The following is a 21,721-nucleotide window of genomic DNA, read 5'->3' on the forward strand; positions in this document are numbered from 1 at the left end:
CCTCACCGCGAGATCAGCACCGCGTCGGCGGGCCGCCAGTCCAGGCCGACCTCCGCGCCCGCGCCGACCCGCGCGGGGCCCTGCGCGGCGACCAGCACCGGCCGTTCACGGCCGGCCACCCGCACCGCGATGTGCGACACCCCGCCGTAGAAGCTGACGTCGGCCACGACGCCCTTCAGCACCCCGCCCTGCGTGAGGCGCACCGACTCGGGACGCACGCCGAGCAGCGCGGGCGCGCCCGCGGCGAACCCGCCGGCGGCGGGCAGCGTGCCGAGGCCGGGCACCAGCAGGCCGTCGCCGGCCGCCGTGCCCTCGAACAGGTTGTTGTCCCCGATGAAGCCGGCGACGAACGGCGTGGCGGGCCGCTCGTACAGCCGTACGGGGGCGTCCACCTGCTCCACCCGGCCCGTGTCCATCACCGCGATCCGGTCGGCCAGCGACATGGCCTCCTCCTGGTCGTGGGTGACCACGACGAAGGTGATGCCGACCTCGTGCTGCAACCGCTTGAGCTCCAGCTGCATCTCGGCCCGCACCTTCTTGTCCAGCGCGGACAGCGGCTCGTCCAGCAGCAGCAGCCGGGGCCGTTTGACGATGGCGCGGGCGAGCGCGACGCGCTGGCGCTGGCCGCCGGACAGCTGGTGCGGGCGGCGCCCCGCCTGCTGGGTGAGGCCCACGGTCTCCAGCACCTCGGCGACCCGGGCGCGCACCTCGGCGCGCGGCAGCCCTTCGCGCTCCAGGCCGTAGGCGACGTTCCTGACCACGGTCATGTGCGGGAACAGCGCGTACGACTGGAACATCAGGTTGACCGGGCGGCGGTGCGCCGGGCGCGCCAGCAGGTCGGCGCCGTCCAGGGTGACCGCGCCGGAGTCGGGGTCCTCGAAGCCGGCCAGGATGCGCAGCAGCGTCGTCTTGCCGCAGCCGCTCGGGCCGAGCAGGGCGAAGAACTCCCCCTGCCGGATGTCCAGGGTGACGTCGTCCAGGGCGACCACGTCCCCGAACCTCCGCGAGACCCGCTCGATGCCCACCAGCGTCTGGGACGCGGCGGGCGCCTGGGCGGCCGGTGAAACAGCGGTCATCGGAACGACTCCGTCAGTCGGGTCATGCGCTGGGCCACGATGACCACGGTGAAGCTCACCGCGAGCAGCAGCGTCGCCAGCGCGTTGATCTCTGGTGTGACGCCGAAGCGCACCATCGAGTAGATGACGATGGGCAGCGTCGGCTCGGTCGGCGCGGCGGTGAAGAACGCCAGCACGAACTCGTCGATGGACAGCGTGAACGCCAGCAGCGCCCCCGCCGCGATGCCGGGCGCCAGGGTGGGCAGCGTGATGCGGGCGAACGTCGCCACCGGGGTCGCCCCGAGGTCGCGGGACGCCTCCTCCAGGGAGGTGTCGGCGTGCGAGAGCCGCGTGCGCACCACGGCGGCGACGAACGCCATGCCGAACACCACGTGCGCCAGCATGATCGAGTGCAGGCCGAGCGTCATCCGGATCGCCGAGTAGAACACCAGCAACCCGATCGCGAGGGCCAGGTCCGGCATCACGGCGGGCAGCAGGCCGAGGGCGTCCAGCAGCCGTGACCTGACGTAGCGGGCCATGCCCACCGCGAGCAGCGTGCCGAGCACCGTGGACAGCACCGTCGCCCCCAGGGCCACGATCAGGGTGTTGACCAGGCCCTGGCGCACGGTGTCGTCGCCGGCCAGCTCGGCGAACCACTTCAGGCTGAAGCCCTCGTAGACGTACGGCGACTTGCCGGAGTTGAACGACATCACGACGAGCACGAGGATCGGCGCGTACAGGAAGACGTACGCCGCCCAGAAGGGGAAATAGATCAGGCGCGGTCTACGCACGTCGCTCGCCTCCGTACAGCCGCGACGCCCAGGCCTGCAGGAACAGCAGCACGATCAGCGCCGCGATCACCGCCAGCTGGAGGGTGGAGCCGAACGGCCAGTCGCGGGCCTTGAGGAACTGGTCCCTGATCAGGTTGCCGACCATGATGGACCGGCCGCCGCCGAGGAGCTCGGGGATGACGAAGTTGCCGAGGCACGGCACGAAGACGAACACGCACCCGGTGAGCACGCCCGGCGTGGTCAGCGGCAGCGTGACCGACCAGAACGTGCGGGCCGGGCGGGCGCCGAGGTTGGCCGAGGCCTCGCCGAGCACGGGGTCCAGCCGCTCGATGGCGGCGTACAGCGGAAGGATCATGAGCGGGAGGTAGGAGTACAGCAGGCCGACGACGATGGCGCCCTCGTTGTACAGCAGCTTCAGCGGCTCGTCGATCAGCCCGAAGCCGGTGAGCACCTTGTTCACCAGGCCGGGCCCGCTGAGCAGGATCACCCAGGCGTAGACCCGGATGATGAAGTTGGTCCAGAACGGCAGCACGATCGCGACCAGCGCGATGGTCTTCCACTTCCGCGGCAGCCGGGCGATGACGTACGCCGTCGGGTACCCGATCAGCAGCGCCAGCAGCGTCGTCAGCGCGGCGATCTTGACGGAGTTCAGAACGATGTCGAAGTACAGCGGATCGACCAGGCGGGCGAAGTTCTCCCCGGTCGCCTCGTACACCACGCCGCCGAACCTGCCCCTGCGGAAGATCGTGTAGCTCAGCACGAGGGCGAGCGGCACGATCAGCAGCACGATCAGGTAGGTGAGGCCCGGCCCGAGGAAGGCCAGGCGCGCGGCGGCGAGCCCGAGCGCGCGGGCCCGGCGCGGCGGGCGGCCCGGGACGGGGCCGGCCGCCGCGCCGGGGCGCGCGACTTCGTGTTGCATGGTCAACGTGAGACCGTCACCGTCACTGACTGGCCGACACTTCGGTCGACAGGCGCGTGTACTTGGTGGACGCCTCGCCGAGGTCGACGATCGACTCGCCCTTGAGCAGGTCGGCCGGGGTCATCTGCAGCGGCAGGTTGGCCTCGAGCAGCTTCTTGTTGTTGGCGGCGAGCAGGTCCATGGCGGCCTTGTTCGGCACCTTGTACAGGATGTTCTCACCCACCCAGCTGTGCACCGCCGGGTCCAGGATGAAGTTGATGAAGGCGTGCGCCGCCTCCTTGTTCTTGGACGACTTCATGATCACCATGGTGTCGGACCAGAGGTCGCTGCCCTCCTTGGGCACCTCGAACTTGATCTTCGGGTTGGTGGTCGGGCACCAGCCGTCCCACGCCTCCACCATGGCCGCCTCACCCTTCTCCAGCCTGGCGCCGAAGGTGGTGTCGTCGTAGGCGAGCAGCGACTGCTTGGCCTTGAGCAGCAGGTCCTTGGCCTGGGCCAGCTGCTTGTCGTCGGTGGTGTTGATGGAGTACCCGAGGGCCTTCAGCGCGGGCAGCGCGAGCCAGCGCTCGGTGGTCATCATGGTGACCTTGCCCTTGAGCTCCGCCGGGGGGTTGAGGATGTCGTTCCAGCTCGTCGGCTTGGTCTTCACCAGGTCGGTGCGGTAGCAGATGCCCGTGGTGCCCCAGGTGTAGGGAACCGAGAACTTGTTGCCCTTGTCGAAGGACATCTGGGAGGCCTCGGGGTAGAGGTTCGCCAGGTTCGGGATCAGCTCGGGGTGAAGAGGCTCCAGCAGGCCCTGCTCGTTGAGCGCCTGGGCGTACTGGCCGGAGACGAACGCGACGTCGATGCCGCTGTCGGCGCTGGCGGTGAGCTTGGCCATCGCCGTCTCGTTGGTGTCGTGGATGGCCACCTTGACGTCGAAGCCGAGCTTCTGCTTGACCTGCTGGGGCAGGTCCTTGGGGCTGTAGCCGTCCCAGATCGTGATCGTGAGGCTCTGCTTCGCCAGATCCGCGTTCGGGTTGAGCTGTTCGGCGGCCGCGGTGGGCGCCGCGCCGTCCGCACTCGTCGGGGATTCGCCACCGCCGCACGCCGCGAGGGCGAGAGCGAGACCGGCGGCGACGGCCGCGGCCGGAAGACGACGGGTGTACCGGATTCGGGACACGACCGCTACTCCTTAGGTTCTGAAGCTTCTGAGGTTCGCTTATGACCGCAGTGCTTGACCTTCGCACGGCAGACCAAGGCAGGAGTGTTGCAGCACATATCAACATGAGCAAGACTTTTCGGTACATTGTTAGCTCGTAGTTTGGGAGTCGAGTTGAATCTGAGTTCAACAGCGGGCGGGGGACCGTCCGGTCTCCCGCTCCGGCCAACCGCAGGCGACGGAAGCAGTAGTCGCCTGGTCGCCGCGCTTTCCTCCGGTGCCGCGCCACCGGGCGATTACAGCGTGCTTCAGTTCCACCCGCTGCCCGCGGTGGGGGCCGGCGCGGCAGAGCGGGCGATCGAGGCCGACCAGACCAACCTCTCGGTCATCGTGGACGAGCGGCTGGTCGTCAAGTGGCTCACGCCGCCCGTACCGCTCCCCCAGCCCGCCCCGGAGTTCTTCGCCCACCTGACCGCCGTCGGCTTCACCGAGACCGCCCGGCCGTACGCCGCGCTGACCTCCCGCGGCGCCGACGGCACCGGCACGCTGGTCGCGCTGGTGACCGCGTACCTGCCGGAGGCCACCGACGGCTTCGACTGGTGCGTGACCGAGGCGGCGAACGGGCGCACCGCCTTCGCCGCCGACCTCGGGCGCCTGGCCGCCGACCTGCACCTGGCGCTGGCCACCCCCTCCCCCACGTTCCCCGAGCCGGTGCGGAACGGCGACCCCGAGGGCCGGTGGGGCACCAGGGCGGCGACCGCGCTGGCGGAGGCGCTGGAGCTCACCGGCGGCGCGGACGGCGAGTGGCTGGCCAGGCTCGCCGAACGGCTGCGCGGGCTCGTCGAGCCGCTCGGCCGGGCCGGCCGCACGCCCCTGATCAGGGTGCACGGGGACCTGCACGTCGGGCAGACGCTACGCTGGCGCGACGGTTACGCCGTCATCGACTTCGACGGCAACCCCACGGTGCGTGAGCAGGACCCCTACCAGCCCGCCGCCCGCGACGTCGCCCAACTGGCGACCAGCCTGGAGCACGTCGCGCAGGTGGCGATCAAGCGCAGGGGCGCGGACCCCGCCGCGTCCGTCGCCTGGGCCGCGCGGGCCCGCGCGGCCCTGCTGACGGCCTACCGCGCCCGGCTCGCCGAGGCCGGTAAGGCGTGGCTGCTGGAGGAGTCGCTGCTCGCGCCGTTCGAGATCGAGCAGGAGTGCCGCGAGCTGATCTACGCCGCCCGCCATCTGCCCCGCTGGCGCTACGCCCCCATGGGTGTGCTGCGCGCCCGCTTCGGCGGCACGCCCGCCACAGGAGATACCGCGTGAGCGCCGGCCCCGGCGTTCCCGCCACCGAGGAGACCATGTGAACCCCGATCTGTACCTGGCCGACCTGGAGGCCAAGCCCGCGGCGCTGGAGACGCTCGCCCGCGCGCTGGAGGCGGCCGACCCGTTCGACGGGCTCGGTGAGGGCGTGCGCCGGGTGGTGTTCCTCGGCATGGGCAGCTCCCGGTACGCGGCCCGGGTGGTGGCGCCGCGCCTGCGCGCGGCGGGGGTCGACGCGGTGGCCGAGTACGCCTCGGCCGCGCTCGGGCAGCCGCCCGCGCCGGACACGCTCGTGGTCGCGATCTCGGCCACCGGGGGCAGCCGCGAGACGCTGGACGCGCTGGAGCGGCACGCCGGGACGTCCCGCGTGCTCGCGCTCACCAACGCGCCCGGCTCGCCGGTCACCCGGGACGCGGACCTGGTGGTGGAGATGACCGCGGGCGAGGAGCGCGGCGGGGTGTCCTGCCGCACGTTCCAGCACACCCTCGCGCTGCTGCTCGCCCTTGCGTCCCGGCTCACCGGGGTCAAGGCCGACGTGCCCGGCCTGGTGCGGCGCGCGGCGGACGCCACCGCCGACCTGCTGGACCGGCGCGGCACCTGGCTCGCCGACGCCCTGGCGCTCCTGGACGGCCCGCACGGCGTCTACACGATCGCTCCCGCCGAGCGGATCTCGTCCGCCGAGCAGTCGGCCCTGATGGTCCGCGAGGGCCCCCGGCGGCCCGCCGTCGCCTGCGAGACCGGCGACTGGGCGCACGTGGACGTCTACCTGACCAAGACGCTGGACTACCGGGCCATCCTGTTCCCCGGCTCGCGCTACGACGAGCAGGCGATGGACTGGATCCGGCAGCGCGGCTCCACCGTCCTCGCCGTCGGCGCCGAGGTGGCGGGCGCGCACGCGGTCAGGTACGCCGGGGACGAGGACCCGGAGGTCGCCCTGCTCACCGAGACGCTGGTGGCCGAGCTGGTCGCCGCCCACTGGTGGGCGAACGCCTCCTGACCGCCGGCAGCCGCGCCGCGGCGGCCGGGCTCAGGCCAGCCGGCCGTACGCGGCGCGGATGGTCAGGACGTACTCGACCAGCGTGATCAGCGTGAGCTTCACCGCTTCCCTGGAGCGGGCGTCGGTGCGCACGATCGGGATGTGCGGGGCCAGGGTCAGCGCCTCCCGCACCTCCTGCTCGACGTGCGGGAAGTGCCCGTCCCAGCCGTTGACCGCCACCACGAAGGGCAGCCCGGCCTCTTCGAAGTAGTCGATGGCCGGGAAGCAGTCGGCGAGCCGCCGCGTGTCGACCAGCACCACCGCGCCGATGGCGCCGCGCACCAGGTCGTCCCACATGAACCAGAAACGGTGCTGGCCCGGCGTGCCGAACAGATACAGGATCAGGTCCTGGTCCAGTGATAACCGGCCGAAGTCCATCGCCACGGTGGTCGTGGTCTTGTTCGGGGTCAGCCCGAGGTCGTCGATGCCGGCGCTGGCGTCCGTCATCACGGCCTCGGTGGTCAGGGGAAGGATCTCCGACACCGCGCCGACGAACGTGGTCTTCCCGACGCCGAAGCCGCCCGCGACGACGATCTTCGTCGACGTCAGCGCCGCGCTCCGGCTAGAGCCTGCGAAGTCCACTGAGAACCCTTTCGAGCAGGTTGAGGTCTGGCTGTCCCTGGTCGAGCCGCGGCAGGTGCAGGCGTACCAGACCTTCGTCGGCCATGTCGGCGACCAGCACACGGGCCACGCCGAGCGGGACCCGCAGGAGCGCGGAGATCTCCGCGACCGAATGGACGGAGTGGCAAAGCATGATGATCGCCTCTTGCTCCGGGGTGAGCAAGGACAAATCATCGCTCATTATCGGGGCCGACGAGACAAGTGTCTCCATCGCGAGATGGTAGTTCGGCTCGGCACGGCCCCCGGTGACGGCGTAGGGACGGAAGAGCGGCTCGTCCTCGGTCCCGTCACCCCCCTGCATCACCGGATCCTGGAGGTCTGCAACTCGGCGCGCAGGGCCGGCGTGAGCACCTGCCCGACCCGCTCGACGAGCAACGTCATCTGGTAGGCCACCAGGCCCATGTCGCACTCCGGCGAGGCCAGGACGGCGAGGCACGACCCGTCGCTGATGGCCATCACCAGCATGATCCCGCGCTCCATCTCGACCACCGTCTGCGTCACCGGGCCGCCCTCGAAGACGCGGGACGCGCCGACGGTGAGGCTCAGCAACCCCGCGGCGACCGCGGCGAGCTGGTCGGCCCGGTCGGGGGGAAAGCCCTCAGAGTTGGCCAGGCGGAGGCCGTCGGCCGAGACGACGACGGCGTGCGCCACGCCAGGTGTCCCGCTGACGAACTCCGTGATCAGCCAGTCGAACCTGCGTGCCTCGTGACTCAGGTCGATCACGAGCCCCTCCTCATCAAGGTCATCGGGTACGGCGAGTCCGGCGATGCGCCGCCGGTGCCGGTGGGAACGGCAGAGCCATGGTCAGTCACCGCGTGGCCCGTCGGGGTCGCCCTGACGGGACGAGGACCCGGAGATGTCGGCACGGCCGCGCCGGATGCCCTGCTGGAAGCGCGACATCCGGGCGCGGACCAGGTCGGCGGACGCCTCGGTGCGGACCGGGGGCGGCGGCGCCGGGGCGGCGGGGGCCGCGTTCACCGAGCCGGGCACGAGGTTGGCCTTCGGGGTGCGCTTCGGGAGCCCCGCGGCGGTGATGCCGCCGAGCGAGGGGTCCTTGACCGCGTCCGCGGCCTGCCATCCCTGGTCGGCGCCGGAGCTCCAGCCGCCGGGGGCGGGTGCCTCGGCGTCCGGCTCGCGCCGGTCCGGCGTGGCGGGCCCGTCGGGCGTGTTCCCGGCCTCGGGGCCGTCCGGCCGCCGGAACCACGCCGACTCCACCGACGCGAAGATCGGAAGGTACTCGTCTCCCCGCTCCAGCGGCGCCTCGCCCGGCCCGGTACGCGGCCCGAGCGGCCCGCCGTTGCCCGGCACGTCGAACGACCCGGTGGGGGCGTCCCGCGTGAACTGACCGGCGACCGGCGACGCGAACGGGCCGGTGGCCGGTCCGCGGTCCGGCGGGGGCGCGAACGGGCCGGAGGCGGGGCCCCGGTCCGGCGGGGGCGCGAACGGACCGGAGGCGGGGCCGCGGGGGTCGGCGGGCGTCGCGAACGGGCCTGTCGCCGGGCCACGGTCCGGCGGGGGCGCGAACGGGCCGTTCGCGCCGCCTCGCTGGTCGGACAGCGGGCCGAAGGTGCCGTCGGCGCGGGTCACGAACGCGCCGCTGTCGCCGGGTGAGGTGTAGGGACCGGACAGTGGGCTCGGCGGGCCCCCGGGACCGGTGCGCGGGCCGGCCGGGCCGGACGCCGGGCCCGCGGCGGTGCCGGGGACCAGCGGGCCTGTGCCGGGGCCGCCGGGGCCACCCTGGGGCGGCGGGGCCTGGCGGGGCACCTGCGGCGGCTCGGCGGGCGGGCGCCAGGGGTCGGCGGGGGGCGTCGTCACCGGGTCGCCGAACGCGGAGCGCGGGCCGGTGCCCGGCGCGCCGGGACCGGCGAACGGGGCGAAGGCGCCGGTGCCGCCGAACGGCGACGAGCCGTTGCCGCCGGTCACGGGGCCGGTGGGCGTGCCCTGGTCCGCGCGCAGGCCCGGCTGGGCGAGCGCGGGGCCGCGTCCGGCGTCCACCGTCATGAGCTGCGGCGGGAAGAGCACCATGGCGATCAGGCCCGCGTTGTCGCCCCGGCGCAGCTGCACCCGGATGCCGTGGCGCAGCGCCAGGCGGCCGACCACGAACAGGCCCATGCGGCGGGACACCGACACGTCCACCACCGGCGGGTCGGCCAGCCGGCGGTTGACCTCGCCGACCTCCTCGGCCGTCATGCCGATGCCCGCGTCGCTGATCGCCAGCAGCGCGCCGCCGCCCTCGATCATGCTGCTGGACACCACGACCCTGGTGGTGCCCGGCGAGAACGACAGGGCGTTCTCGACCAGCTCGGCGATGAGGTGGACCACGTCGTTGGCGGCGTGCCCGGCGATGGCCGAGCCCCGGTGGACCTTCACGGTCACCCGCTGGTAGTCCTCGACCTCCGACAGCGAGGCGCGTACCACGTCCACCAGCTTGGCGGGCTGGCTGCGCTTGCGCGCCGCCTCGTGCCCCGCCAGGACCAGCAGGTTCTCACTGTTGCGGCGCATGCGGGTCGCCAGGTGGTCCAGCTTGAACAGGTCCGCCAGGCGGCCGCCGTCCTGCTCGCCGCGCTCCAGGCCGTCGATCAGCGAGATCTGCCGCTCGACCAGGGTCTGGATGCGCCGCGACAGGTTGACGAACATCGAGTTGACGTTGCCGCGCAGCTGCGACTCCTCGGCGGCCAGGCGCAGGGCCTGGCGGTGCACCTCGTCGAACGCGGTGGCGACCTCACCGATCTCGTCGGAGGTGCCGACCAGGATCGGCTGGACGTCCGGCGCCTGCGCGGCGTCCGGGGTCTCGCGCATGCGGCGCACCACGGCGGGCAGACGGTAGCCCGCGATCTCCAGGGCCTCCGAGCGCAGCCTGCGCAGCGGGCGGACCATGGAGCGGGCGATCAGCACGGTGGTGGTCAGCACCAGCAGGATCAGCGCGAGGATCAGCACGGCGGCGGTGATGGCGTTGCGCCGCTCGGTGGACTCCAGGGCGGCGCTGCGGGCGCCGACCGAGGTGGCGATGCGCTTCTCCACCTGGTTCAGCAGGTCGATGGTCTTGGTGCTGTCGTCGAACCACTGCTTGATCGCGGTGACCCGCCCGGCGGCGTCCCGGATGGGCAGGTTGCGGCTGGCCAGCGCGATGGCCCACGACTTGGTCAGCTCGGCGCGGATGAACTGCGTGCCCTGCACCGTCTGGGCGAGGAGGCGGCCGTTGTCGGCGCCGGCCTCGCCGTTGAAGGAGTCCATCTCGGCGCGCTGCCGGGACCGCGAGGCGATGAACGCCTCCAGCGTGTCCGGGGTGAAGTGCTGACCCCTGGCCAGGGTGCCGAGGAGCGTGCCGCGCTGCTGGGACGCCTCCTCCTTGGCGTGCGCGAGGGCCACCAGGCCGCGGGCGCCGCTGACGAGCTGCGTGTCCTCGCTGTGCTGGAGGATCTCGTCGTGCAGGCGGAGCAGGGCGGAGATCACGTTGCCGTACGCGGCGGGCTGGCCGCCCTTGCGGATCACGGGCAGCGTGCCGAGGCGGGTGCCCACCTGGCGCGCGGCCTCGACGGCGCGCGAACCGTAGTCGACGTCGATCGCGCCGAGGTCGGTGCGGACCTTGGCCACGGCGGCGTCCACGACCTCGCGCTGCGCGGCCAGCGGGGTGCGCTGCTGGCGGGAGACCTGTGACCAGATGGATCTGTCGCGTTCCAGTCCGAGGGCCGCGGCCAGGGTGCGCAGATCGCCCGCGATCCCCGCCTCCACTGCGTTGCGCTGGTACGCCCCCACGCTCTCGATCGAGGAGACGACGCGCAGTCCCGCCAGGAGGACGCCGACGATGGTGGGGACGAGGATCAGTGCCGTCAGGCGGGCGGAGACGCGCCAGTTGCGCAGTGACAACCGGGACATCCGGGCCCGGCCGTGCTGCCCATGGTGCGCGTGTTGCCCCTGTTGCCCGTGCTGTCCGTGTTGGCCCTGACCTGCGCCTTCAGCGGCCTTCGCCCCTGAGCGTCGCCCTCCCCGTTCGCGGCGTTCCAGCTCGCCCCCGGGCGCTCCCGGGTGGCCGCCGGCCGCTCCTCCGGCTCCGCCGGAACCCTCCGGCCCCTCGTTTTCGGTCATCCGCACCGCGCCACCCCCCACGATCTTCCATGCATGGATGACGGCATGGCCGATAAGTACATAAGCGGGCACAATTCGACCACAAGGTCACCTATACCGACGCCAGAACGGCCCAGCTGAGCATAATTGTTATGATTCATCGCGCAAAGCCCCAGGTAGGGACAGGTAGCACCCCACCGTACCGACCACCGAAGCAGGCCTGAAGGGGACGCCGGTAGATCTTCGTCCCAAGATCCCCCGGCCCGCCCCCGCGTCAGGGCACGGGGCGTCCACCGCAGGCCGGGGTCATATTCGTCCCGACCACATCTCAGCGCCGCGGCGCCGAAAAGACTCCGCGCGCCCCGGGCGGCGGTGGGTCAGCGGAGGGCCGAAAGGACGTGCTCCCGGACCTGGGTGCGCTGGGCGGGGTCGGTTATGGGGCGGCCGGAGCGGTCTACGACGTAGAAGACGTCCACGGCCTCGGCGCCCAGGGTTTCCACCCGGGCGGCGCGGACGTCCAGGTTGCACTCGCCGAAGGCCCGGCCGATGCGCCAGAGCAGGCCTGGACGGTCGTGGGCGCGGACCTCGACGACGGTGGCCGTCTGGGAGGCGTCGTCCACCAGGCTCACCCGGGGCGGGGCGACGGGGACCCGGGCGGGGCGCAGGGAGCGGGTGCGGCGGGCCAGGCGTTGCTCGATGTCCAGGCGGCCTGCCAGCACCAGGCGGAGGTCGGCCTCCAGGGTGGCGGGGTCCGGCGGGGTGCCGTACTCGGGGACCACGGAGAACTCGATGACGGCGGTGGACGAGGCGGACGCGGCCGAGGCCGAGCGGACCACCATGCGGTGGGCCGCGAGGACGCCCGCGGCGCGCCACAGCAGGCCGGGGCGATCAGGAGCCACCACGGTGACGGCGCCGCCGTTGATGCGGACCGCGCCTCCGCCGTGCCTGGCCAGCGACGCCTGCTGGGACGACAGGCTGGGCGCGGGCGCGGGAGGGCTGCCCGACAGCACCGAGCGGACCCGGCGCACCAGCTCGGAGACCAGCGACGCCTTCCAGGTGTTCCACGCCGCGGGTCCGGTGGCGTGGCCGTCGGCCACCGCGAGCGCGGCCAGCAGCTCCAGCACCAGCCGGGACCCGACCGCCTCGGCGACCCGCGAGATCGTGACCGGGTCGTCCAGGTCGCGCCGGGTCGCGGTCTCGGGCAGCAGCAGATGGTGGCGGACCACGGTGGCGAGGATCTCGACGTCCGCGGCGGGCAGGCCCATCCGGGCCCCGATGTCCCGGGCGACGACCTCGCCGGTGGTGGAGTGGTCGCCCGGCCAGCCCTTGCCCACGTCGTGCAGCAGGGCGGAGATCAGCAGCAGGTCGGGCCTGGCCACCTCGCGGGTGAACGACGCGGCCCCGGCCGCGGTCTCGATGAGGTGGCGGTCGACGGTGAATCGATGGACGGGGTTGCGCTGGGGCCGGTGCCGCACGCGCTCCCAGTCGGGGATCAGCCGCACGATGACGCCGGCCTGGTCGAGCTCCTCCCACACCGGGACGGCGGCCCGCCCGGCGCCGAGCAGCGCCACCAGCGCGTCGCGGGCCTCGTCGGGCCACGGCACGGGCATCTGCGGGGACTGCGCGGCGAGCAGCGTCACCGTGGCGGGCGCGATCGGCAGCCCGGCCTCGGCCGCGGCGGCGGCCGCCCGCAGGATCAGCACGGGATCGTCCTTGGGGTTCACGCCGCGCGCGAGCACCACTTCGCCGCCGTGCTCGACCACGCCGTCGGCCAGCGGGCGGCGTCCGCGCGGCGCCGGCCCGGACAGCAGGCGGTCCACGGTGCGCCACGTCGCGTCGAAGGCGTGGGAGATGGTGCGGCCGGCCTCGGCGAGACGGCGCATCAGCGCCTCGGCGTCCAGCAGGCCGAGCGCCCCGGCCACGGCGTCCTGCTCCTGGAGCACCAGGCGGTCGGCGCCGCGCGCGGTGACAAGGTGCAGCCCGTGCCGGACGTCCAGCAGGAATTCGTACGCCTCGCGGACCCGGGGGCCGGGCGCCGAGGCGACCCAGGCGGCGGCGACCGCCTGCATGGCCTGCACGTCGCGCAGCCCGCCGCGGGAGTCCTGCAGGTCGGGTTCGAGGAGGAAGGCCAGCTCTCCCGAGGATTCGGCGCGTTTGTCCGCGGCCTCCCGCAGCTCGGCGAGCCTGCGGCGCGAATCGGCGCGCCATTCGGCGAGCACCGCCTCGCGTGCCGCCCTCGTCAGCTCGGGGTCACCGGTCACGTGCCGGGCCTGGATCAGGCCGAGGACCGCCTTGAGGTCCTCCCTGGCCACCTTGGTGACCTCGTCGACCGTGCGCACCGAGTGGTCCAGCCCGAGGCCGGAGTCCCAGATGGGGTACCAGATGCGGTCCGCGATGCGGGCCACGTCGTCCTGACCGTTGTGGATGAGGACCAGGTCCAGATCACTGCCGGGGGCGAGCTCCCCTCGCCCCAGACTGCCGACCGCGACCAGGGACACCCCGGTGCCCGCGAACGGTGTGCCGCCCCCGGCGGGGGCGGCACCGGCGCCCGGTGAATGAACACCTGCGCCACGTTCGTCTCCGGTCGCGAACCCGCTCTTCGTCCCCCCGGGCCAGGCCCGGCCTTCCCGTCCGTACGGCTGTGGGTTCGCCGTGCGGAAGAGGTCGGCCAGCCAGCGATCGATGTCCGCGGCCCGCTCCTTGCGGACCCCGGCATATGAGCGAGCGTCGCCTCTCATCATCCGGTTAGAGGGCTTCCGGTCCGCGTTCTCCCGTGCGCACCCGGACGATCGTCTCGACCGGCACGGACCAGACCTTCCCGTCGCCGATCTTGCCGGTCTGCGACGCCTTGACGATGACGTCGATCACGTCCTCGGCGTCCTCTTCCTCGGTGAGGACCTCCACCCGGACCTTGGGCACCAGGTCGACCTGGTACTCGGCGCCGCGGTAGACCTCGGTGTGGCCGCGCTGACGGCCGTAGCCGCTGGCCTCGCTGACCGTCATTCCCTTGACGCCGAACTGCTCCAGCGCCGCCTTCACGTCGTCCAGCTTGAAGGGCTTGATCACCGCTGTGATGAGCCTCATGCTTCTACCTTCTTCGCCACTGATGGGACAGGACCGTTCACGGACGAGACGCCCGAAGCGTGAACGGAGCCGAGGTCGTAGCCGGTCTCGGCGTGGGTCGTGATGTCGATGCCGGTGACCTCTTCCTCTTCGGGGATGCGGAAGCCCATCGTCTTGTCGATGATCTTGCCGATGATCCACGCGAGGACGAAGGAGTAGAGCCCGACGACGACCGGCCCGAGGATCTGGCGTCCGAGCTGGGTGAGACCGCCGCCGTAGAACAAGCCCGTGGCCTGCGGGTCCAGGAAGGGGTAGGCCGCGAAGAAGCCGAGGGAGATGGCTCCGAGCGCGCCGCCCACCAGGTGGACGCCGACCACGTCGAGCGAGTCGTCATACCCCATCTTGTACTTCAGGCCGACCGCGTACGCGCACACCGCACCGGCGAGCGCGCCGATCACGATCGCGGCCCACGGGTCGACGAAACCACAGGCGGGGGTGATGGCGACCAGACCGGCGACCGCACCGGAGGCGACACCGAGGGTGGTGGAGTGGCCGTCGCGAAGCTTCTCGACCAGGATCCAGGCGCCGGCGGCCACGGCCGTGGCGATCTGGGTGTTCATGAACGCCAGGCCGGCGGTGCCGTCCACGGCGAGTTCGGAGCCTGCGTTGAAGCCGAACCAGCCGAACCACAGCAGGCCGACGCCGAGCAGGACCAGGGTCAGGTTGTGCGGGCGCATGGGGTCCTTGCGCCAGCCGGTGCGCTTGCCGAGCACGAACGCGAGCGCGAGACCCGCCGCACCGGCATTGACGTGCACCACCGTCCCACCGGCGAAGTCCTCGATGCCGAGCTGGGTGAGCCAGCCGCCGCCCCACACCCAGTGCGCGACGGGGAAGTAGACCAGGGTGGCCCAGACGACCGAGAAGACGACCCACGCGCCGAACTTCGCACGGTCGGCGATGGCGCCGCTGATCAGGGCGACGGTGATGATGGCGAACGTGAGCTGGAAGGCGGAGAACACCAGGGACGGCATGCCCGTGCCGTCGTCCTTGGTGGCCGTGTCGACCAGGCTCTGCAGGCCGATCGCGTCGAGCCCGCCGATGAACTTGTTGAGGAACTCGTTGCCGTTGGTGCCGAAGGCGAATGAGTGACCGTAGATCGTCCAGGCGATGGTTACGGTGATGATGCTGACGAACGACATCATCATCATGTTCAGGACACTCTTGGCCCTGGTCATGCCTCCGTAGAAGAACGCAAGGCCCGGAGTCATGAGCAGCACCAGTGCGGTGGCCGCGAGCATCCAGGCTGTGGTGCCGCTATCGATCTTCATCCGATGCGACCCTCCTTACAAAATGGCGTGTGGCCGATTTCTCCCGCAGTGGGCGCTCCAGGGCTTCATTGACCGGCTGCGCACTGACGTTGGCCGAAAGCGTGTTCTTCCGCCGTTTCAGGTCCTTACCTGGTGTGTTTCACGTAGGTGAAACTCGCGGAGAGAGTGTTTCGGGCATGTTTCGGAGAGTCCGCCACCCCTTATCGGACCGTCTCTATCTCGACGCCCGGGTCGGGTGACCGGTAGCGGGGGTGAGCCGAACGGCCCGCTGACCTGCGTACCGACGCGGTCCGGCACGCCACCGGACCGCCATAAAAGGGGAATATGTCGCGAAAATCGCAACCGTTGGAACGCTGTTACGCCGCGGTCTGCGCCAGCTTCCGCAAGCGTGCCAGCGCGTCGCGCTCCATGCGTCGCGCGCGGTCACGGCCGATGCCGTAGCGCTCGCCCACCTCGGTGAGGGTGTGCTCACGACCGTCGACCAGACCGTAACGCCACCGCAACATTTCCCGGATCTGTCCCTCCAGCCCGAGCAGCCATACCTCCAGCCGCTCGCGGTCGAGGGTGTCCATCGCCTGCTGCTCGGGATCGGCCCAGGTGTCGTCGGCGATCATGTCGCCGAGCTCGGTCTCGTCCTCGTCGCCCACGCCGAGCTGGAGGGAAACCGGGTCGGACGCCCAGCGCCGCAGCTCACGCACCCGCTCGATCGGCAGGTCGAGCACGGCCGCGAGGTCGTCGTCGGTCGGCTCGGCGTCGAACTCGGCCATCATGTCGCGGCGGACCCGCATGAGCCGGGTCATCTGCTCGCCCGCGTGGGTGGGCAGCCGCACCGGGCGCGCCTGCTCGTGGATGGCGCGGCCGACGGACTGGCGGATCCACCACGTGGCGTAGGTGGAGAACTTGTACCCCCGGCTGTAGTCGAACTTCTCCACGGCCCTGACCAGGCCGAGGTTCCCCTCCTGCACCAGGTCGATCAGCGGCATCCCCCGCCCGGAGTACTTCCGGGCGACCGCGACGACCAGCCGCAGGTTGGCCTGGATGAACTCGTCCTTGGCCCGCTGCCCCGACACCGCGAGCCTCTCGAGTTCCTCGTCCGTGGCGTCCGACGCCTTCGGCTCCGGTTCCCCCCCGTCCAGGAGCTGCTCGGCGAACAGGCCCGCCTCGATGCGCTTGGCGAGCTCGACCTCCTGCTCCGCGCTCAGTAGCGGCACCCGGCCAATCTCTGCCAGATATGTGCCGAGCAGGTCCTTGTCCGCGACCTGCTGCTCTTGCGCCCGATTCCCCGTCGGCCTTGCCATGCGATGGCACCTCGTCTCGCCGCGCCCGCCGTGTGAGCGGGTGGAGCAGGGCCAGCCTCGGCGCCATGCTCTCCCCCTACTTGCCCCCAACAACGAACAGTTCACGGCAAAGATTCCCTAAAGAGATAGGACCGGAGAATGGTTTCCGGTGTCCTCCTCAGGTATGAGCCGAGCGGCCATATGGACGAGAAACGCGCCGGGAAAGACCACGAAACACCGGGAAATTCCGGCTGGAGTCCCGCCGGGCCTCACGCGTCCCCGCAGGTAGAGTGAGCGGCCGTGATCAGGTGAGCGGGCCCGCGGCGGGGCGCACGGTGATCTCGGTGAGGTGGGCCTCCTCGCCGGCCCGCAGGGCGGCCAGCACGGCGCGGGCCACCGACTCCGGCCGGAGGTATTTGCCGGGCTCGTACTCCCCGTCCTCCTGCTCGCGCACGGACCGCTGCATGTCGGTGTCGATCCGGCCGGGGTAGACGGTGGTGACGCGCAGGCCCTCGCCCTCCTCCTCCAGCCGCAGCGCGTCGGCCAGGGCGCGCAGCGCGAACTTGCTGGCCGCGTAGGCGCCCCACCCGGCCGCGGCGCGCTGCCCGGAGCCGGAGTTGATCATCACAACGTGCCCGCGTGCGGCGCGCAGCGCGGGCAGCAGCCGCCGGGTCAGGCCGGCCACGGCGGTGACGTTCACCTCGAACATCTCGCGCCACGCGGAGACCGGCAGCTCGGCGACCGTGCCGAGCCGCGCCACGCCCGCGCTGTGCACCAGCACGTCGAGCCGCTCCACGCCGGCCGCGGCCTCGGCGACGGCCCGCTCGTCGGTCAGCTCCACCGGCCACGGGCGGGCGCCGAGCTCCGTGCAGATCTGCTGGAGCGCCGTGCTCTCGCGCCCGCCGAGCAGCAGGTCGTACTCGGGGGCGAGGGCGCGGGCGATCGACGCGCCCACGCCGCGCGAGCCCCCGGTGATCAGGGCGACGGGTCGTCCGGCCATGGTCCTCACCCTAGGGCCTGTGTGCGGACGAGAGGGCGTCACATGCCGGCGATGAGCTTGTCCACCCGCTCGTCGACGCTGCGGAACGGGTCCTTGCAGAGCACGGTGCGCTGCGCCTGGTCGTTCAGCTTCAGGTGCACCCAGTCGACGGTGAAGTCGCGCCGCTTCTCCTGGGCCTTGCGGATGAACTCGCCGCGCAGCCGCGCGCGGGTGGTCTGCGGCGGCACCGACTTCGCTTCGAAGATCTTGATGTCGGACGCCACCCGCTCCACCGCCCCGCGCCGCTGCAGCAGGTAGAACAGCCCGCGCCTGCGATGCACGTCGTGGTACGCCAGGTCGAGCTGGGCCACCCGCGGCGAGGACAGCGGAAGGTCGTACTTCTTGCGATAGCGCTCGATGAGCTGATATTTCGTAACCCAGTCGATCTCACGGGACACCAGGTCCAGGTCCTCGGTCTCCACCGCGCGCAGCGTGCGCTCCCAGAGCTCCAGCACCCGCTTGGCGATCACGTCACCGCCGCGCCGGTCCACGAAATCCCTTGCCTTGCCGAGATACTCCTGCTGGATCTCCAGCGAGGACGCCTCCCGCCCGTTGGCGAGCCGGACCCGTCGCCGGCCGGTCATGTCGTGGGAGACCTCGCGGATGGCCCGGATCGGATTCTCCAGGCTCAGGTCGCGCATCACGATCCCGGCCTCGACCATCCGCAGCACCAGATCGGTCGCCCCGACCTTGAGCAGCGTCGTGGTCTCGCTCATGTTGGAGTCGCCGACGATCACGTGCAGCCGGCGGAACCGCTCGGCGTCGCCGTGCGGCTCGTCCCGGGTGTTGATGATCGGGCGGGACCGGGTCGTCGCCGACGACACCCCCTCCCAGATGTGCTCGGCGCGCTGCGAGACGCAGTACACCGCGCCGCGCGGGGTCTGCAGCACCTTCCCCGCCCCGCAGATGATCTGACGGGTGACCAGGAACGGGATCAGCACGTCGGCCAGCCGCCCGAACTCGCCCTGCCGGCTCACACAGTAGTTCTCGTGGCAGCCGTAGGAGTTGCCGGCCGAGTCGGTGTTGTTCTTGAACAGGTAGATGTCCCCGGCGATGCCCTCCTCGCGGAGCCGCTTCTCGGCGTCGACGAGCAGGCCCTCCAAGATGCGCTCGCCCGCCTTGTCGTGCGTGACCAGCTCGGCGACGTTGTCACACTCGGGCGTGGCGTACTCGGGATGACTGCCCACGTCCAGATACAGGCGCGCGCCGTTGCGCAGGAACACGTTGCTCGACCGGCCCCAGGACACGACCCGCCGGAACAGGTACCGGGCCACCTCGTCCGGCGACAGCCTGCGCTGCCCCCGGAACGTACACGTGACGCCGTACTCGTTCTCCAGGCCGAAGATGCGACGCTCCATGGCCTCACGCTACTTTCCCCACGCTCGCAGCGGGAAAGATCTTGAATCGGGGCCGGCGTGACCGCGGGTACCACGTGCCGCGCGGGGGCCCGGGGGGCGGGACCCGTCGTCCACGCGGCCGATTGACGTTCTACTCAAACTTGTATAAAAGATTGTGCATGTCCGCCACGCGAACCCTCATCCTCGGCGTCCTGCTGGACGGCCCCGTGCACGGCTACAAGGTTCGGCAGACCCTCGAACTTTGGGGCGCGGACCACTGGGCCAACGTCGCGTTCGGCTCGATCTATCACGGGCTCGCCCAGATGGCGAAGGAAGGCCTGCTGGAGGTGGTGGAGGGGGGCAGGGGCGGCCAGACCGTGTACGCCGTCACCGGCGCCGGGCGCCAGGAGTTCCAGCGGCTGCTCAACGACTTCTGGTGGGACTACAGGCCCATCGTGGACCCCTTCCTGGTGGCCCTCACCTTCATGGACCGCATGGACCCCGGCGACCTGACGGCCGCGCTCGCCGCGCGCAGGGACCGGTTGCGGGCCGAGCTGCTCATGTACGAGCGCGGCCTGGCGGGCAAGCGATCCCACGGCGCGCCCCGCCACGTCGGCGAGACCGTGATCCTGTCCGGTCTGCACGTGCGTAGCCAGCTGGAATGGGTCGAGCAGGCCATCAAGAAGATCGCTGAGGGCGAATTGCCCTGAGAGGTAAATCGGTTGACCCTCCACCTACTCGAGGGCCAAGAATCGACCGCCGACGCGAGAGGAAATAAATGTGATCATCACGGCAGAAGGACTGAAAAAGACGTTCACCACCAGAAGCCGTAAGGGGAGCCAGACGGTCGAGGCCGTCAAGGGCATCGACCTTCAGGTCGAGACCGGCGAGATCTTCGGCGTGCTGGGCCCGAACGGCGCCGGCAAGACCACCACCATGCGCATGCTGTCCACCCTCATCGCCCCGACCAGCGGCACCGCCCGGGTCGCCGGGCACGACCTGACCGGCGAGGCGTCCCAGATCCGCCGCAAGATCGGCTACGTCAGCCAGGCGGGCGGCGTGGACGACAACAACGGCGCCCGCGCCAACCTCATGCTCGCCGCCCGCATCAACGGGCTCGGCAGGGCCCAGGCCGCCGAGCGGGTCGACGCGATGCTGAGCGCGTTCGAGCTCGCCGAGTTCGCCGACCGCCCCGGGCGCACGCTGTCCGGCGGGCAGAAGCGCCGGGTCGCCATCGCGCTCGGCCTGGTGCACCAGCCGCCGCTGCTGTTCCTGGACGAGCCGACCACCGGCCTCGACCCGCAGAACCGCGCCAACCTCTGGGACCAGATCCGGCTGCTGCGCAGCTCGGGCACCACCGTCCTGCTCTCCACCCACTACCTGGACGAGGCCGACGCGCTGTGCGACCGGCTCGCCATCGTCGACCACGGCGTGATCGTGGCCGAGGGCACCGCCGCCGCGCTGAAGCGCGAGGTGGCCAGCGACGTGGTCACCCTGCGAATCGGCTCCGGCGACGCGGCGGGCTCCGCGCGGGCCGGCTCCGGCGACGTGGCCGACGCCGTCGAGGGCGTGCCCGCCGAGGTCGCCAAGCTGCTGGAGGTCCAGCCGTACACCAAGGAGGTCCGGGTGGACGGCGACGTCCTGCGGATCTACCTCGACGACGGCGAGCACGCCCTGCCCGGCCTGCTGCGCGTGCTGGAGGAGGCCGGCGTCGTCCTGCGCTCGATCGCCCTGGACCGCGCCACGCTCGACGACGTCTTCCTGCACAAGACCGGCCGCTCGCTGCGGGACGCCGGCTGAAGCCCCCGGCGCCTCGCGGCCCCCTCATCGACTTGGAGAACCCCCCGTGCCCAATGTGCTGAAGCACACCGCGCTCTTCCTCGCCTACGAGCTCAGGAACACGGCGCGCAACCCCATCTGGCCGTTGTTCGGCATCCTGCAACCGTTGCTCTACATGTTGATGTTCGCCCCCCTGCTGGCGAAGCTCACCCCGGGCGTGCCCGAGGCCGAGACCCTGAAGCAGTTCACGCCCGGCATGATGATCATGATCGCGTTGTTCGGCTCGCTGTTCGTGGGCTTCGGCATGATCATGGAGATCCGCTCGGGCGTCCTGGAGAGGCTGGCGGTCAGCCCGGTCAGCCGCCCGGCCATCGTGCTCGGCCGCACCGTTCGCGACGTGCTCATCCTGGTGATCCAGGCGCTGCTCATCGTGCTGATCGGCCTGCTGATGGGCATGCGCCCGAGCCCGGCCGGCCTGGCCGCGTTCATCGGCCTGATGGCGGTGACCGGCCTGTTCGCCTCCGGCCTGTCGTACGGCCTGGCGCTCGCCCTGCGCGACGAGAACGGCATGTCGCAGATCCTGCAGTTCTTCGCGCTGCCGCTGATCCTGCTGACCGGCATCCTGCTGCCGATCTCGCTGGCCCCGCAGTGGATGCAGGTCGTCGCCAAGTTCAATCCGCTCTACCACGCGGTCGAAGCCGGCCGCGCGCTGTTCGACGGGAACCTGGCCGACGGCTCGGTCGCCCTGGCGTTCGGGCTGATGGCGGTCTTCGCGGTGATCACCGTCTGGTGGTCGGTGACGTCCATGCGGCGGCTCGCAGGCTGAGCCCCCCGGTTCCACTCGTGCCGCCGGTCGCACCGGCCGGGCGCGGAGACGGGCCGCGGTACGCGGAAAAGCCGATCGGAACTTCTTCGGAGAAGACACCAATCCGATCTCGCGACAGCCGCGTATACGCGGG

Annotated in this window: 19 protein-coding genes; 5 read left to right on the forward strand and 14 right to left on the reverse strand. The window is 71.4% G+C overall.

What is annotated here, in order from left to right; genetic code table 11:
- Positions 1–2 precede the first annotated feature (2 nt).
- From ACFP1K_RS29815 to ACFP1K_RS29830, 4 genes are read right to left on the reverse strand one after another with little or no spacing between them, the layout of a single operon-like run.
- Positions 3–1,076, reverse strand: a complete 1,074-nt coding sequence (locus tag ACFP1K_RS29815) for an ABC transporter ATP-binding protein (RefSeq protein ID WP_380759478.1) — start codon at positions 1,074–1,076, stop codon at positions 3–5.
- Positions 1,073–1,846, reverse strand: coding sequence for an ABC transporter permease (locus ACFP1K_RS29820; protein WP_380759480.1), 774 nt, complete (start codon positions 1,844–1,846; stop codon positions 1,073–1,075). The genes ACFP1K_RS29815 and ACFP1K_RS29820 overlap by 4 nt, the downstream gene beginning before the upstream one ends.
- Positions 1,839–2,765: an ABC transporter permease gene (locus ACFP1K_RS29825; protein WP_380759482.1), complete on the reverse strand. Its 927-nt coding sequence runs from the start codon at positions 2,763–2,765 to the stop codon at positions 1,839–1,841. Before ACFP1K_RS29825 ends, ACFP1K_RS29820 begins: the two co-directional genes overlap by 8 nt.
- Before the next feature lie 22 nt (positions 2,766–2,787).
- Positions 2,788–3,927: a polyamine ABC transporter substrate-binding protein gene (locus tag ACFP1K_RS29830; RefSeq protein WP_380759484.1), complete on the reverse strand. Its 1,140-nt coding sequence runs from the start codon at positions 3,925–3,927 to the stop codon at positions 2,788–2,790.
- A 282-nt stretch (positions 3,928–4,209) separates the two neighbouring features.
- Here ACFP1K_RS29830 and ACFP1K_RS29835 point away from each other — a divergent pair, with 282 nt between their 5' ends.
- Both ACFP1K_RS29835 and ACFP1K_RS29840 read left to right on the forward strand, forming a co-directional pair.
- The gene (locus ACFP1K_RS29835; RefSeq protein ID WP_380759486.1) at positions 4,210–5,220 is read left to right on the forward strand and encodes a hypothetical protein; all 1,011 of its coding nucleotides are present in this window, start codon (positions 4,210–4,212) and stop codon (positions 5,218–5,220) included.
- Between the two features lie 37 nt (positions 5,221–5,257).
- Positions 5,258–6,214: an SIS domain-containing protein gene (locus ACFP1K_RS29840; protein WP_380759488.1), complete on the forward strand. Its 957-nt coding sequence runs from the start codon at positions 5,258–5,260 to the stop codon at positions 6,212–6,214.
- A 30-nt stretch (positions 6,215–6,244) separates the two neighbouring features.
- Here ACFP1K_RS29840 and ACFP1K_RS29845 read toward each other — a convergent pair whose 3' ends face one another.
- The 10 genes from ACFP1K_RS29845 to pafA all read right to left on the reverse strand — a co-directional run bounded on the left by ACFP1K_RS29845 (position 6,245) and on the right by pafA (position 19,004).
- A complete protein-coding gene (locus ACFP1K_RS29845; protein WP_380759542.1) occupies positions 6,245–6,802 on the reverse strand; it encodes a GTP-binding protein in 558 nt (185 codons plus the stop codon).
- 13 nt (positions 6,803–6,815) lie between these two features.
- On the reverse strand, positions 6,816–7,175 hold the full coding sequence (locus ACFP1K_RS29850) for a DUF742 domain-containing protein (RefSeq protein WP_380759491.1): 360 nt from the start codon (positions 7,173–7,175) through the stop codon (positions 6,816–6,818).
- Positions 7,175–7,597, reverse strand: a complete 423-nt coding sequence (locus ACFP1K_RS29855) for a roadblock/LC7 domain-containing protein (protein ID WP_380759494.1) — start codon at positions 7,595–7,597, stop codon at positions 7,175–7,177. The genes ACFP1K_RS29850 and ACFP1K_RS29855 overlap by 1 nt, the downstream gene beginning before the upstream one ends.
- 81 nt (positions 7,598–7,678) lie before the next feature.
- The gene (locus ACFP1K_RS29860; protein WP_380759496.1) at positions 7,679–10,750 is read right to left on the reverse strand and encodes a sensor histidine kinase; all 3,072 of its coding nucleotides are present in this window, start codon (positions 10,748–10,750) and stop codon (positions 7,679–7,681) included.
- Positions 10,751–11,316: 566 nt separating this feature from the next.
- A complete protein-coding gene (locus tag ACFP1K_RS29865) occupies positions 11,317–13,680 on the reverse strand; it encodes a [protein-PII] uridylyltransferase (protein WP_380759498.1) in 2,364 nt (787 codons plus the stop codon).
- 4 nt (positions 13,681–13,684) lie between these two features.
- A complete protein-coding gene (locus ACFP1K_RS29870; RefSeq protein WP_380759500.1) occupies positions 13,685–14,023 on the reverse strand; it encodes a P-II family nitrogen regulator in 339 nt (112 codons plus the stop codon).
- A complete protein-coding gene (locus tag ACFP1K_RS29875; RefSeq protein WP_380759502.1) occupies positions 14,020–15,330 on the reverse strand; it encodes an ammonium transporter in 1,311 nt (436 codons plus the stop codon). Before ACFP1K_RS29875 ends, ACFP1K_RS29870 begins: the two co-directional genes overlap by 4 nt.
- A gap of 356 nt (positions 15,331–15,686) precedes the next feature.
- On the reverse strand, positions 15,687–16,628 hold the full coding sequence (locus tag ACFP1K_RS29880; protein WP_380759504.1) for a sigma-70 family RNA polymerase sigma factor: 942 nt from the start codon (positions 16,626–16,628) through the stop codon (positions 15,687–15,689).
- 283 nt (positions 16,629–16,911) lie between these two features.
- A complete protein-coding gene (locus ACFP1K_RS29885) occupies positions 16,912–17,607 on the reverse strand; it encodes an SDR family oxidoreductase (RefSeq protein ID WP_380759506.1) in 696 nt (231 codons plus the stop codon).
- A 38-nt stretch (positions 17,608–17,645) separates the two neighbouring features.
- On the reverse strand, positions 17,646–19,004 hold the full coding sequence (pafA, locus tag ACFP1K_RS29890; protein WP_380759508.1) for a Pup--protein ligase: 1,359 nt from the start codon (positions 19,002–19,004) through the stop codon (positions 17,646–17,648).
- A 158-nt stretch (positions 19,005–19,162) separates the two neighbouring features.
- Between pafA and ACFP1K_RS29895 the strand changes: the two genes are divergently transcribed.
- From ACFP1K_RS29895 to ACFP1K_RS29905, 3 genes are all read left to right on the forward strand, one after another.
- The gene (locus ACFP1K_RS29895) at positions 19,163–19,693 is read left to right on the forward strand and encodes a PadR family transcriptional regulator (RefSeq protein WP_380759510.1); all 531 of its coding nucleotides are present in this window, start codon (positions 19,163–19,165) and stop codon (positions 19,691–19,693) included.
- Positions 19,694–19,763: 70 nt separating this feature from the next.
- Positions 19,764–20,783, forward strand: coding sequence for an ATP-binding cassette domain-containing protein (locus tag ACFP1K_RS29900; RefSeq protein WP_380759513.1), 1,020 nt, complete (start codon positions 19,764–19,766; stop codon positions 20,781–20,783).
- A gap of 46 nt (positions 20,784–20,829) precedes the next feature.
- Entirely contained in the window at positions 20,830–21,588 is a 759-nt protein-coding gene (locus ACFP1K_RS29905; protein WP_380759515.1) for an ABC transporter permease, read from the forward strand.
- The last annotated feature ends 133 nt before the right edge of the window (positions 21,589–21,721 follow it).

It is taken from the genome of Sphaerisporangium aureirubrum (assembly GCF_042658925.1).
GTDB lineage: Bacteria > Actinomycetota > Actinomycetes > Streptosporangiales > Streptosporangiaceae > Sphaerisporangium > Sphaerisporangium aureirubrum.